We start from the raw sequence: 13,342 nt of genomic DNA, 5'->3' as shown, positions 1-13,342 counted from the left end.
TCTCATCCTGGACATCGCTCCAGGTCTGGAACGGGTCAAGCGAGCAGGGCAGTGACCTGGTGGCACCCGGGGTGCATCGGCGCTCTGTCTGAGAACGCCGACAAGAGGATGGTGGACCAGTGAGCGAGTACCTCGACACATCCGCGGCGAGCGAGTACGACGAGCCGGCCGGCCCGCCGGCCGAACACCCGGCTGAGCAACCGCTGGCGGAGCGGCCGGCCGACGCGTTGGTCGAGGTGCGCCGCAACGGGCTGCTCAGCGGCGCCGTCGCCATCGCGGCCCTGCTGGTGGCGGTGGCCTGCTTCTGGCGCGGCGGGACGGTCGACGTACTCTTCGCCCTGGTCATGCTGGTGGTGACCGGCGCACAGGCCTGGACCGCCTACGACGCGCGGACCCCGCTGCTGTTGGTGGACGCCCAGGGGGTGCGGATCCGCTTCGGCCGCTCCTGGCGCGGCATCCCGTGGGCCGAGGTCGACGAGGTCGAACACCTGCCGCGGCCGCGGTCGTGGCGCGGCCTGCTCCGCGACGGTCGGCTCGCGGTGCTGCTCGCCGAGGAGGACGAGGCGGTCGCCGAGCTGCCCGCCGGCGCGCGGCGGCACGCCCTGGTGACCCAGCGCCTGTACGGCGTCCCGTTCGCGGTGCCGCTCGGCCTCGGCACCCGGGTCCACGGGGCCGATGCCGACCTCACCGAGGCGATCACGGAGTTGGCTGCCGGTCGAGCGGGCGTGGTCGAGGTCGATCCGTCGCTGGCCGCCGAGGTCGAGGCGGAGGACATCGACGCGGGCGCCGCAGGGTCGGACACCGCCGAGCGGGCGGTGGTCACCGACACCGCCGAGCGTGCCGCGGTGCCGGACGAGGTGGCACCGGACGAGATGGTCGTCGACGACCTCGAGGTGCCGGACGACACCGACCCGGTCGAGGACACGATCGTGGCCAGCCCGACGCCCAGCCCACTGCGTGAGCCGACCGTCGCGATCCGTGCCGACGTCCGATGGGAGCCCGAGGCCGCCGTGGGCTCCGCCGACGCCGACGTCACCGAGATCGTCGCCGCGCTCTCCGATCCGGACGAGCAGGCGAGCGCCGCGGGCGATGACCCCGAGGCGGTGACGCCGGCGGCCCAGCAGCTCGATCAGGCGATCGACGAGCCGGTCGAGGATCCGCTCGAGGATCCGGTGATCGGCCCACAGCTGACCGTCGCCCGCACCCGGATCGGGCTGTCCATCGACACCCTCGCCGAGCGCACCCGGATCCGTCCGCACGTGATCGAGGCGATGGAGCGTGACGACTTCGGGCCGTGCGGCGGCGACTTCTACGCCCGCGGTCATCTGCGGACACTGGCCCGGGTGCTGGGCATCGAGGCGGCGCCGCTGCTGGCCGACTACGACGAGCGCTACGCCTCGGGGCCGGTCAACCCGCGCAGCGTCTTCGAGGCCGAACTGGCCACCGGGCCGACCGGCACCATCCGGAGCATGCGCAGCGGTCCGAACTGGTCGGTGCTGGTCGCGGCGGTGATGGCCGTCGTGCTGATCTGGTCGGTCGCGCGCCTGATCACCGACGGCTCGAGCCAGTCCGACGCGGGCGGGCTGAGCCTGGAGAACGGGTCGGTCAGCTCGCCGTACAGCAAGGGCGCCAAGGTACCGGTGACGTTGACCGCCGCCGGTGGCGGCGCCCGGGTGGTGGTGCGCGGGGCCGACGGCGGGATCGCCTTCACCGGCCGGCTGGCGTACGGCGAGACCCGTACCGTCAAGGCGACCGCACCGGTCCGGGTGCAGACCTCCGACGGCTCGCTGCAGGTCTCGATCGACGGCGGCGAGGCCGAGGCACTGGGCAAGACCGGCAAGGCCGCCCAGAAGACCTACACGGTCAGCTGAGCCGCGGGCGCGGCGCGTGAGCCGCGGGCGCGGCGCGTTCGTCTAGGTATGCAGCTGAGTGGGCGCTTCCCTATCGGAGTTCCAACGGGGAAGCGCCCATTGACCTGCATACCTAGACGAACGCGCCGTCGGCCGGGCCCCCGCCGCCGGTTGGGCGCCGGTGGCTCGGGCCGGTCATACTCGACCCGATGAGCACCACACCTGCCGAGACCGTGACCGAGACCGACGCGTCGAGCGAGACAGCCCCGGACGCGCAGCTCTCGGTCGCGATGGTCACCCTCGGCTGCGCCCGCAACGAGGTGGACTCCGAGGAGCTCGCCGGACGGCTCAGCGCCGGCGGGTTCCGGCTCGTCGCGGACCCGGCCGAGGCCGACACCGTGGTGGTGAACACCTGCGGGTTCGTGGAGCAGGCCAAGAAGGACTCCGTCGACACGCTGCTGGAGGCCGCCGAGCTCAAGGCGAGCGCCGGGGGCGGCGGGCGCGCGCAGGCGGTGGTGGCGGTCGGCTGCATGGCGGAGCGGTATGGCAAGGAGCTCGCCGAGTCGCTGCCCGAGGCGGACGCGGTGCTGGGCTTCGACGACTACCCGGACGTGGCGGCCAAGCTGCGCGCCATCCTGGCCGGGGAGACCCATCATCCGCACACCCCGCAGGACCGACGGCTGCTGCTGCCGATCAGCCCGGTCGACCGGGACGCCTCGGCGGTCTCCATCCCCGGCGTCTCCGCAGGCCCGGCGAGCCAGGCGAGCCAGACCGGACCCACCGGCCGGACGGATCCGAGCGGCGCCGTCGACCAGCTGCCCGGCTTCGCCGGTCGCACCCGCCTCGACGACGCGCCGTGGGCGCCGCTCAAGCTGGCCAGCGGCTGCGACCGGCGGTGCACGTTCTGTGCCATCCCGACCTTCCGCGGCTCGTTCGTCTCCCGCCGCCCCAGCGACGTGCTGCACGAGGCCCAGTGGCTGGCCACGCAGGGTGTGCGCGAGCTCTTCCTGGTCAGTGAGAACTCGACCTCCTACGGCAAGGACCTCGGCGACCTGCGGCTGCTGGAGACGCTGCTGCCCGAGCTCGCGGCGGTGGACGGGATCGACCGGGTTCGGGTCTCCTACCTGCAGCCCGCCGAGACCCGGCCGGGACTGATCGAGGCGATCGCGAGCACGCCCGGCGTGGCGCCGTACTTCGACCTCTCCTTCCAGCACGCCGCCAACCCCGTCCTGCGCCGGATGCGACGCTTCGGCGACCCCGAGTCGTTCCTGGGCCTGCTCGGTCGGGTGCGCGCACTCGCTCCCGCGGCCGGCGTCCGGGCGAACGTCATCGTCGGGTTCCCCGGCGAGACCGAGGACGACCTGGCCACGCTCTGCGACTTCCTGATCGCGGCCCGCCTCGACGTCACCGGCGTGTTCGGCTACTCCGACGAGGACGGCACCGAGGCTGCCACCTTCGACGGCAAGTTGGACGCCGACGAGGTCCGCGCCCGGGTCGAGCATGTCGCCGGATTGGTCGAGGAGCTCACCGCGCAGCGCGCCGAGGAACGGGTCGGCGAGGTCGTCGAGGTGCTGGTCGAGGACGTGCTGATCGAGGAGGAGCCCCTCGACGGCGACCTCACCGGGGAGTACGTCGGCCGGGCCGCCCACCAGGGCCCCGAGGTGGACGGTACGACGAGGTTGGTCGATGCCGCGGGCACGCTGCGGGCCGGCGACCTGATCCCGGCGACGGTGGTGGCCAGCGACGGCGCCGACCTCGTCGCCCGCCCGGTCGCCCGCCCGGTCGCTAAGGTCGTGATGTGAGCGATCCGGTGGGTGAGTCGGCGCAGTCGCCTCGGGTGAGCAACCTCAACGTCCCGAACGTGCTGACCACGCTCCGGATCGTGCTGGTCCCGTTCTTCGGGTGGGCGCTGCTGGTCGACGGTGGCGAGAGCGCCACCTGGCGGCTGGTGGCGTGGGCGATCTTCGCGATCGCGATGATCACCGACAAGGTCGACGGCGACCTGGCCCGCAAGCACAACCTGATCACCGACTTCGGCAAGATCGCCGACCCGATCGCCGACAAGGCGATCACCGGGATGGCCCTCATCGGGCTGTCGGTGATCGGCGAGGTCTGGTGGTGGGTGACGATCCTGGTGCTGGTGCGGGAGTGGAGCGTGACGCTGCTGCGGCTGGTGGTGGTCAACAAGATCGTCATCGCCGCGGACACCCTGGGGAAGTGGAAGACCTTCATCCAGGGCATCGCGCTCGGTGGCCTGGTGCTGCCGCTGACCGACCCGGACGCGGCGGACTGGTGGCACACCCCCGGCGACGTGCTGCACTGGGCCTTCGAGATCTGCCTGGCGGTCGCGGTGGCACTGACCCTCTGGTCGGGCGCGCAGTTCTACTGGGGTCTGTGGACCCAGCGCAAGCAGCTTCGCACGAGTTGACCCGTATGGGGGAGGCCGCCGTCGAATGTCTCGGTGTCGAGGCCTGGTTGTTGCCAATCGTTAACGCAACCCCTATTCGTTCAGCCCTTTCTCAGGGTTAGCCTCAGCCGGTCAACACACGACCGGGAGGAAACCCTGTGCAGCACCTGTTCCCGAGGGTGCGGCGCAGTTCGGTCCGGACCAGGCGCCTGGTGGCGTCCGGTGTCGGACTCGCGCTCGCTGCATCATCGCTCTCGCTTCTTGCCACGAGTCCGGCCCAGGCGGCCGACTCCGTCGACCTGCGGCTACTGAACATCAACGACTTCCACGGTCGCATCGACGCGAACACCACCGCGTTCGCGACCACCATCGAGCAGGAGCGCGCCGAGGCCGGCGAGGACAACACCTTGTTGCTGTCGGCCGGCGACAACATCGGCGCTTCCCTGTTCGCGTCCTCGACGCAGCAGGACCAGCCGACGATCGACGTGCTCAACGCACTCGGGCTGAAGACCTCGGCGGTCGGCAACCACGAGTTCGACAAGGGCTTCGACGACCTGACCGGGCGGGTCTCGGACGCGGCCGACTGGGACTACCTCGGCGCCAACGTGTACGAGAAGGGCACCACCACTCCCGCGCTGCCGGAGTACGCCACCTTCGAGGTGGCCGGGCTGACGGTCGGCGTGATCGGCACCGTCACCGAGGAGACGCCGAGCCTGGTGTCCCCGGCCGGTATCGCCGACCTCGACTTCGGTGACCCGGTCGAGGCGACGAACCGCGTCGCCGACCAGCTCACCGACGGCGACGAGAGCAACGGCGAGGCCGATGTCATCGTCGCGGAATACCACGAGGGAGCCAGCGAGGGCACGCCGGACGGCGCGACCCTCGAGGACGAGATCGCCGCCGGTGGCGCGTTCGCCGACATCGTGGAGAACACCTCCTCGGCCGTCGACGTGATCTTCACCGGTCACACCCACAAGGAGTACGCCTGGGACGCCCCGATCCCGGGCGAGGACGACGCGACCCGGCCGGTGCTGCAGACCGGGTCGTACGGCGAGAACGTCGGCGAGGTCGACCTGACCGTCGACCCGGACACCGGCGACGTCAGCGCCTACACCCAGCAGAACGTCGCCCGGGTCGCAGCCGAGGACCTCAGCTACTCCCGCGTCGCCGAGGTGAAGACGATCACCGACGACGCGCTGGACTATGCGGCCGAGGTCGGCAACCAGAAGGTCGGCGAGATCACCGCCGACATCACCACCGCGTATCTCGACGGCTCCCGCGACGATCGGTCCGCCGAGTCCGCCCTCGGCGACCTGGTGGCGAACGCCCTGCGTGACGGTGTCTCCGACTTCGCCGACCCGGACCTGGGGATCACCAACCCGGGTGGGCTCCGCGCGGAGCTGTTCTACGCCGGCGACACCACCGACAACGAGGAGAACACCGACGGCGTGGTCACCTATGCGGAGGCCAATGCCGTGCTGCCGTTCAACAACACGGTCGCGATCGTCACCCTGACCGGCGCCCAGATCAAGGACGTCCTCGAGCAGCAGTGGCAGCCGGCCGACTCCTCTCGTCCCTACCTGCAGCTGGCGCTCTCCGACAACGTCCGGGTGACGGCCGACTCCTCGGCGCCCGAGGGTGAGCGGATCACCTCGATCCGGCTCGACGGCGAGGAGATCGACCCGTCGGCGTCGTACACGGTCTCGACGCTCTCCTTCCTCGCCACCGGTGGTGACAACTTCACCGCCTTCACCGAGGGCAGCTACGTCGACACCGGCCTGATCGACGCCGACATGTGGTACGACTACCTCGGCGACAACTCGCCGATCGCGCCGGACTTCGCTCGGCAGCAGGTGTTCACCGACACCGCCAGCGCCACCCTCACGGCGGGTGCCACCAACACCCTGACCCTCGGCCCCGACCAGGAGTCGCCGACCTATCCGTTCACCGGCGAGACGCTCGACATGGCGTCGCTGGGTGCGCCGACCAACACCGAGGTCGTCGCCACCGGGACGACCTCGGGCGGTGACACGGTCGCGTTGGGCACCTTCGAGGTGACCTCCGGCACGGCTGCGATCTCGGTGGACGTGCCGGCCTCCCTGGCGGGCGGCTCGATCGACTTCGTGGCCACCGAGAGCGGCACCACCGTCACCTACGCGGTCGCGGAGGCCGAGTCGGTCACCCCGACCCTCAAGGTCAAGGCTCCGGCCGTGGCCGCGGGCACGAACGGCAAGGTCACGGTCAAGGTCACCGCCGCCGGCGCGACCCCGACGGGGACGGTCACCATCACCAAGGGCTCGACCGAGCTCGGCAGCGCCGCGGTGAAGAGCGGCGTCGCCACCGTGAGGATCTCGAGCAAGACCCTCGCCCCGGGCTCGTACTCGCTCAAGGCGGCGTACTCCGGCGACGACAGCGTCGCGGCCGGCTCGACGACCTTCACCCTGAAGGTCGGCAAGGCCGCCGCCAAGATCGCCATCATCAAGCCCGGCAAGGTCGTCGCCAAGAAGACCAGGGCCACCCTCAAGGTGAAGGTGACCGGGTTCAACGGCAAGGCCGCCAGCGGCAAGGTCACCGTCAGGGTGGCCGGTCAGACCAAGACCGTGAAGCTGGTCAAGGGTGTGGCCGAGGCGAAGCTCGCCAAGATCAAGAAGGCCGGCAAGTACAAGGTAGTCGTGAGGTACCTCGGCGACGACGCGACGAAGACGGCTGGAGCGACGAGCACGCTCAGGGTCGTGCGGAAGTAGCCGCACGTCACTCTCGGGACTCTCGGGCCGGGCACGGCGACTCGTCGTGCTCGGCTCGAGCGTCTCCTCGTTCACTGTTTCGTTCACTGTTCACATCCACTCCGTACGCACAGAGAGAAGCATCGACGCATGTCTTCAGCACGCCGCCGGATAGCCGGCGTCACCGGGCTCGCCCTGGCCGCCACCGGCCTCTCGGGCTACCTCACGCCAGCCCACGCGAACACCGATGGAACGAGCCTCGTGATCAGCGAGGTGTACGGCGGCGGAGGCAACTCCGGTGCCACCTGGAAGAACGACTTCATCGAGCTCTACAACCCGACCGACGCGGCGATCAGCGTGGACGGGATGTCGGTGCAGGGCCGATCCGCCACGAACACCTCCGCGGCCTCGGGTGCCAACCTCACCGCGCTGACCGGCAGCGTCCCGGCACAGGGCTACTACCTGGTCCAGGAGGCCGCGGGGACCGGTGGCACTGCCGCGCTGCCGACAGCGGACGCGACCGGTTCGATGGCCATGGGCGCCGGCGGTTGGCAGATCTGGCTCGCCACCACGACGACCGGGCTGAACCCGGCGGCCGGCGACGTCTCCGACTCCGAGATCGTCGACTTCGTCGGTGGCGCGCCGAGCGCGACGTCGTTCGAGACCGCGCCGGTGTCGACCGCACCGAGCGCGACCGTGTCGATCCAGCGCGACGCCAGCGGCACCGACACCGACGACAACTCGGCAGACTTCACCACCGCCACCCCGACCCCGACCAACACGGCCGGCGAGACGGAGAGCAATGACCTGGCGGTCACCGCTCCCGGCAACAAGACCGCCGCGGTCGGCACCGCGATCACCTCCTTCACCCTGGCGGCCACCGGTGGCACCACGCCGTACACCTGGAGCGCCACCGGCCTGCCGGACGGGCTCTCGGTCTCGACGGACGGCGTCGTCTCCGGCACCCCGACGACCGCCGGCACCTCCTCGGTGACCGCGACCGTCACCGACGCCGAGTCCGCGACCGCGTCCACCACCTTCAGCTACACCGTGACCGCGCCGGCGACCGAGGAATCGATCGCCGACATCCAGGGAGACGGCGACACCTCGCCGCTGGTCGGCAGCTCGGTGATCACCACCGGCGTGGTGACCGCCGACTACACCACCGGCGGCTACAACGGGTTCTACCTCCAGGACCCGTCCGGCGACCCGGACGACGATTCTTCCGACGCCGTCTTCGTCTACGGCTCGGCGACCGCCGCGGCGGTGACGGTCGGTGAGAGCGTCCAGGTCACCGGCACGGTCAGCGAGTACAACGGTCTGACCGAGGTCTCCACCTCGGCGGCCGGCGACGTCACCGAGCTGGACACCCCGCTGGGTGAGGTCACCCCGCTCGCCGTACCGTGGACCGATCTGGCCACCGACGCGGAGAAGGAGGCCCACGAGGGCGAGCTGCTCGACCTCTCCGGCGACGAGTTCACCGTCAGCGACAACTACGACGCCAACTACTACGGCTCGTTCACCCTGGCCTCGGGGGACCACGCGCTGCGCACCCCGACCGAGTACGCCGACGCCTCGGACACCGACGCGATCCAGGCGATCGAGGACGACAACGCCGCCCGGATGCTCACCCTCGACGACGGGGCGAGCGTCAACTTCAACTCCACCGCGAACAAGGGCACCGCGCTGCCGTGGCTGAGCACCGACAACCCGGTCCGGATCGGGTCGACGGCGACGTTCAACGAGCCGGTGGTGCTCGACTACCGCAACAGCCTGTGGAACGTGCAGCCGACCGCGCAGGTCACCGATGACGGCACGGACGTGGTCTCCTTCTCCGACACCCGTGCCGACAACGAGTCGCCGCAGGACGTCGGCGGCGACATCCGGCTGGCCACGTTCAACGTGCTCAACTACTTCCCGACCACCGGTGAGGAGTACGTCAGCAGTGGGCTGGGCACCTGCACCTACTACGACGACCGTGCCGGGAACCACATCACCGACAACACCTGCACCGGCACCAACGGCTCCGACCCGGGTCCGCGCGGTGCGGCCACGACCGAGAGCCTGGCGCGCCAGCAGGCGAAGATCGTCAAGGCGATCAACGGCCTCGGCGCGAGCATCGTCTCGCTCGAGGAGCTGGAGAACTCCTCCTGGTTCGGCAAGGACCGCGACTACGCCATCGGCGTGCTCGTCGATGCGCTGAACACCGCCGCCGGCTCGGACGTCTGGGCCTATGCCCCGTCGCCGGCCGCCGCCGACCTGCCGGCGCAGGACGAGCAGGACGTCATCCGCACCGGCTTCATCTACAAGCCGGCCGACGTCGAGCTGGTCGGCAGCTCGCATGTGCTGGCCGACCAGTCCGGCTCCGGGGAGGCCTTCGAGAACGCCCGTGAGCCGCTGGCGCAGGCCTTCAAGGCGGTCGGCGCCTCCGATGACGACGCCTTCCTGGTGATCGTCAACCACTTCAAGTCCAAGGGCTCCGGGGACGACGACGGCACCGGCCAGGGCAACTCCAACCTCGACCGGGTCAAGCAGGCCAACGCGCTGGTCGACTTCGCCTCCGGTCTCGAGGACTCGCTCGGCACCGACAAGGTCTTCTTCACCGGCGACTTCAACGCCTACTCCAAGGAGGACCCGGTCGAGGTCATCGAGGACGCCGGCTACACCGAGCTGAACGGCGAGTTCAACGACGGCGAGGCGACGTACTCCTACGACGGCATGGACGGCTCGCTCGACCACGTCTTCGCCAACGCCGCGGCCGAGGCCTGGGTGACCGGCGTGGACGTGTGGCAGATCAACGCCCAGGAGCAGGTCGGCTTCGAATACAGCCGGTACAACTACAACGCCACCCTCCTGTACGACGACTCGCAGTTCCGGGCCTCGGACCACAACCCGGAGATCGTCGGGCTGGACCTGCCGGATGTCACCTCCGAGCCGGCCGCCGTGACGCTCTCGGCGGGTGCGGTCAAGGCGACGTACGGCAAGAAGTCGACGGTCAAGGTCACCCTGACCACCGACGACACGCCGACCGGGACCGTGACCCTCTCCGAGGGGTCGAAGAAGATCGGCTCGGCGAAGGTCTCCGCGGGTGTCGCCACCCTCACGATCGGCGCCACCGAGCTCAAGCCCGGTACGCACAAGCTGACCGCCACCTACTCCGGCGACACCTCTCATGAGGTCGCGACGACGACCGTCAAGGTGGTCGTGGCCAGGGCCAACGCCAAGATCTCGGCCACGGTGAAGCCGGCGAGGATCGTCGTCGCGAAGACCCAGGCGAAGGTCAGGGTCAAGGTCAGTGCCACCGGCGTGACTCCGACCGGGAGGGTCAAGGTCACGACGAACGGCAAGACCAAGACGGCCACGCTGACCGCCGGGAAGGCCACCATCAAGCTGGCGAAGTTCACCAAGACCGGGAAACAGAAGGTCAAGATCTCCTACGTCACGAGTCCGACGGTGAAGTCCACCAGCTCGACGATCACGATCAAGGTCGTGCGGAAGTAAACACCTCGTTCGATGCCCGGCCCCGGTGGACGCAGTGGTCCGCCGGGGCCGGCTGCCTCGGCGGACCACCTCACATGAGCACCGCGCCTCGCCGAGCGATCTTCCGCCCGAGCCCGGGTGGGCGATGGGGAACGCCGGGATCATCCGGGAGCTGCTGCGCTTCGCGCGCCTGGCCGCACCGGCCGATGGTTCGGCCATTGCCTCAACAGCCAGTGCTTCAACCGACGGTTACCTGATCCAGTGGCCGGACCACCCCGCGGCCCGCATCGACGTGCGAGACGGAGCCCCTCTACGCTCGGACCATGTCCCGGGGACACCGTGAGCCAGGCCGCCCCGACCCGATGGGTCCCACGACCCCGATGAGTCCCACGACGCGGGGCGATCTCGCGGAGCTCGCCGCCGCCGTCCTTGCCGCGGCGCGGCTCCATCACGCCACCATCGCCACCGCCGAGTCGCTCACCGGCGGCCAGCTCGCCGCCGCGCTGACCAGCGTGCCGGGCGCCTCGACGAGCTATCTCGGTGGCGTCGTCACCTATGCCACCCGGCTCAAGCAGGACCTGCTCGGCGTCCCCGACGAGGTCGTCGCGACCGTGGGCGTGGTCTCGGCCGAGTGTGCCGAGGCGATGGCCGACGGCGTACGACGGCTCACCGGAGCCACCCACGCGGTCGCGACCACCGGCGTGGCGGGCCCGGACGCGCAGGAGGGCAAGCCGGCCGGGACCGTCTACGTCGGCCTCGCCAGTCCGGGCGGCACCCGAGCGGTGCGCCTCGCCGTCGGTGGGGATCGCGCCCGGATCCAGCATGACACCTGTGTCGACGCCCTGGCCGAGCTGACCGGCGCGCTGACCGGGGAAGAACCACCCGTCGGGTAGCGTTAGGCCTACGGTGAGAATTCGCCGAGAAGATCACGGACAAGATCGCCGAGAAGATCATCGCCCGAGGTGATGAGCCAGACCGCGTCACGAAGGGTCGAGGTCCGGAAGGGCCCGAGAAGGGGAGGCTGACCGCATGGTGCTGTTCCGTCGGATGCTCGGCGACGTGCTGCGCGCCGAGCGGATGGAGCGCGGGATGACGCTGCGCGAGGTCTCCGCCGCCGCCCGGGTCAGCCTCGGCTACATCTCCGAGATCGAGCGCGGCCAGAAGGAAGCCTCCTCGGAGCTCCTCGCCTCGCTCTGCGGCGCGCTCGACGTACCGCTCTCCGAGGTGCTCCGAGACGTCTCCGATGCGGTCGCGCTCGAAGAGGCAGCGACCATGCCGACCCGGATCCCGGTCCGCGCCGGCGGCGAGGTCGTCGCCTCCGCGGCCTGACCCCGGTCCCTGACCCGCCCGGCATCCGGCGCCGCCTCAGCGCTGACACGCCGGGCAGGAGTACGCCGGTCGCAGGCGCCCCGCCGGACCGATCCGTCGCACCAGCACCGTCCCGCCGCAGCGACGGCAGGCGCGTCGTCCGTAGACCCACATCCGGCCCGATCTCGACCACTCGGCACGCATCAGCTCCCGAGCGCGGTCGACCAGCCGGCCCAGGTCCGGCACCTCGCCGACCGGCCGCATCGGATCGACGCCCGCCAGGAAGGCGGCCTCGGCGGCATAGATGGTCCCGATGCCCGCCAGGTTGCGCTGGTCGCGCAGCGCCTCGAAGAGCGGTCGGTCGGGTCGGTGCCGCAGCCGGCGTAACGCCTCGGTCCGGTCCCAGTCGGGGCCGAGCAGGTCCGGACCGAGATGACCGAGCCGCTCGCCCTCCCGGGACCGCGGGAACAGCTCCACCGTGCCGAGCAGGAACCCGACCGCCTCGACGCTCTCGGTGCGCAGCACGACCCGTGCCTCGAAGGCCGGCTTCGGCCATCGCTGACCCCGTCGCACCAGACGCCAGCTGCCGTCCATCTTCAGGTGGGTGTGCAGGGTCCAGCCGCCGGTGCGGTGGTCGATCCGGGTCAACAGATGCTTGCCCCGTGCCACCGTCTCGACCACCGTCCCGCCGGACAGGTCGGCGGTCGCGAGCCGCGGCACCCGGATGTCGGTGCCGGTCAGTGCCAGCCCGCTCAGCCCACGGTCCAGCAGTCGCGCCGTGCGCAGCACCGCGTCGCCCTCAGGCATCGCTCGAGCGCAGTCTCAGGCCACGCGGGCCGGCCATGAACCCGGCCATCTGCAACGCCTGGCGCACCGGCGTCTCCCCGGCGCCCAACAGCTGTGCGCCGTCCGCCTTCTCCATCGTCAGCCGGCCCAGCGCACCTCGTCTGACCGCCTCGGCCAGCGCCTCGGCGGCCGGCTCGAGCAGGTCCGGCTCGTCGGACCAGGTCAGCAGGGTGCGACCGCCCCGCTCGACGTACATCACCAGCTCGCCGTCCACCAGCACCACCAGCGCGCCCGCCTTGCGCCCCGGCCGGTGGCCCTCGTCGCCGGAGCCCTTGGCCGGCCATGGCAGCGCGGCACCGTACGGGTTGGCCGGATCCGTCGCGGCGAGGGTGAGCGCCACCGGCTTGGCGTCGCCGGTCTGGGTGCTCGTCAGGGTGCTCTCGGTGAAGGTGCGCAGCCGGTCCACCGCCCCGGCGGTGCCGAACTGAGCGGCGCCCAGCCCCTCGACGAAGTACCCGCGTCGGCACCGACCCGACTCCTCGAACGCGGAGAGCACCTTGTACGCCGCCGCGAACCCACCGGGGGTCCGCTCGGCCGTCACCGCGCCGCGGGTGAGGACGCCGTACCGGTCGAGCAGGCGCTCGGTCGTCGCGTGTGCCCGCCGGGTCGGGTCGGCGTCCGGCACGGGCAGCAGCGTCCACCGCCCGGTGGCCTCCGGCGGTCCGACCGGTCCGGCCCGCCCCGTTCGGGTACCGCCGGCCCCGGTGCCGCCGGGTCGCGGGCGGGCG

General features: G+C 70.9%; 8 protein-coding genes and 1 pseudogene. 7 read left to right on the top strand and 2 right to left on the bottom strand.

The window, feature by feature from the left end; all coding sequences use genetic code 11:
* The first annotated feature begins 119 nt into the window (after positions 1-119).
* From QM638_RS07055 to QM638_RS07025, 7 genes are all read left to right on the top strand, one after another.
* A complete protein-coding gene (locus QM638_RS07055; RefSeq protein ID WP_415141245.1) occupies positions 120-1,871 on the top strand; it encodes a helix-turn-helix domain-containing protein in 1,752 nt (583 codons plus the stop codon).
* A 269-nt stretch (positions 1,872-2,140) separates the two neighbouring features.
* Complete coding sequence (locus tag QM638_RS07050; protein ID WP_415141246.1) at positions 2,141-3,652, top strand: MiaB/RimO family radical SAM methylthiotransferase; 1,512 nt, start codon at positions 2,141-2,143, stop codon at positions 3,650-3,652.
* The gene (gene pgsA / locus QM638_RS07045) at positions 3,649-4,278 is read left to right on the top strand and encodes a CDP-diacylglycerol--glycerol-3-phosphate 3-phosphatidyltransferase (protein WP_415141244.1); all 630 of its coding nucleotides are present in this window, start codon (positions 3,649-3,651) and stop codon (positions 4,276-4,278) included. Before QM638_RS07050 ends, pgsA begins: the two co-directional genes overlap by 4 nt.
* A gap of 137 nt (positions 4,279-4,415) precedes the next feature.
* Entirely contained in the window at positions 4,416-7,001 is a 2,586-nt protein-coding gene (locus QM638_RS07040; protein ID WP_415141243.1) for a 5'-nucleotidase C-terminal domain-containing protein, read from the top strand.
* Between the two features lie 129 nt (positions 7,002-7,130).
* Positions 7,131-10,481: an ExeM/NucH family extracellular endonuclease gene (locus QM638_RS07035; protein WP_415141242.1), complete on the top strand. Its 3,351-nt coding sequence runs from the start codon at positions 7,131-7,133 to the stop codon at positions 10,479-10,481.
* Positions 10,482-10,840: 359 nt separating this feature from the next.
* Positions 10,841-11,353: a CinA family protein gene (locus tag QM638_RS07030; RefSeq protein ID WP_415141241.1), complete on the top strand. Its 513-nt coding sequence runs from the start codon at positions 10,841-10,843 to the stop codon at positions 11,351-11,353.
* Between the two features lie 136 nt (positions 11,354-11,489).
* A complete protein-coding gene (locus QM638_RS07025; protein ID WP_415141240.1) occupies positions 11,490-11,789 on the top strand; it encodes a helix-turn-helix domain-containing protein in 300 nt (99 codons plus the stop codon).
* A 36-nt stretch (positions 11,790-11,825) separates the two neighbouring features.
* Here QM638_RS07025 and QM638_RS07020 read toward each other — a convergent pair whose 3' ends face one another.
* Both QM638_RS07020 and QM638_RS07015 read right to left on the bottom strand, forming a co-directional pair.
* On the bottom strand, positions 11,826-12,575 hold the full coding sequence (locus QM638_RS07020; RefSeq protein WP_415141239.1) for a DNA-formamidopyrimidine glycosylase family protein: 750 nt from the start codon (positions 12,573-12,575) through the stop codon (positions 11,826-11,828).
* Positions 12,568-13,342 (bottom strand): annotated as a pseudogene (locus QM638_RS07015) (DEAD/DEAH box helicase); the annotation flags it as partial. The pseudogene QM638_RS07015 and the gene QM638_RS07020, both read right to left, overlap by 8 nt.

It is taken from the genome of Nocardioides sp., assembly GCF_047606145.1.
Classification (GTDB): Bacteria; Actinomycetota; Actinomycetes; order Propionibacteriales; family Nocardioidaceae; genus Nocardioides.
This window is presented reverse-complemented; position numbering and strand designations above follow the sequence as displayed.

Excerpts from the sequence above, each read along its gene's own strand:
- QM638_RS07035 (WP_415141242.1), top strand. The coding sequence starts at position 7,131 with ATGTCTTCAGCACGCCGCCGGATAGCCGGCGTCACCGGGCTCGCCCTG.
- QM638_RS07020 (WP_415141239.1), bottom strand. The coding sequence starts at position 12,575 with ATGCCTGAGGGCGACGCGGTGCTGCGCACGGCGCGACTGCTGGACCGT.
- QM638_RS07050 (WP_415141246.1), top strand. The coding sequence starts at position 2,141 with ATGGTCACCCTCGGCTGCGCCCGCAACGAGGTGGACTCCGAGGAGCTC.
- QM638_RS07030 (WP_415141241.1), top strand. The coding sequence starts at position 10,841 with ATGAGTCCCACGACGCGGGGCGATCTCGCGGAGCTCGCCGCCGCCGTC.
- QM638_RS07025 (WP_415141240.1), top strand. The coding sequence starts at position 11,490 with ATGGTGCTGTTCCGTCGGATGCTCGGCGACGTGCTGCGCGCCGAGCGG.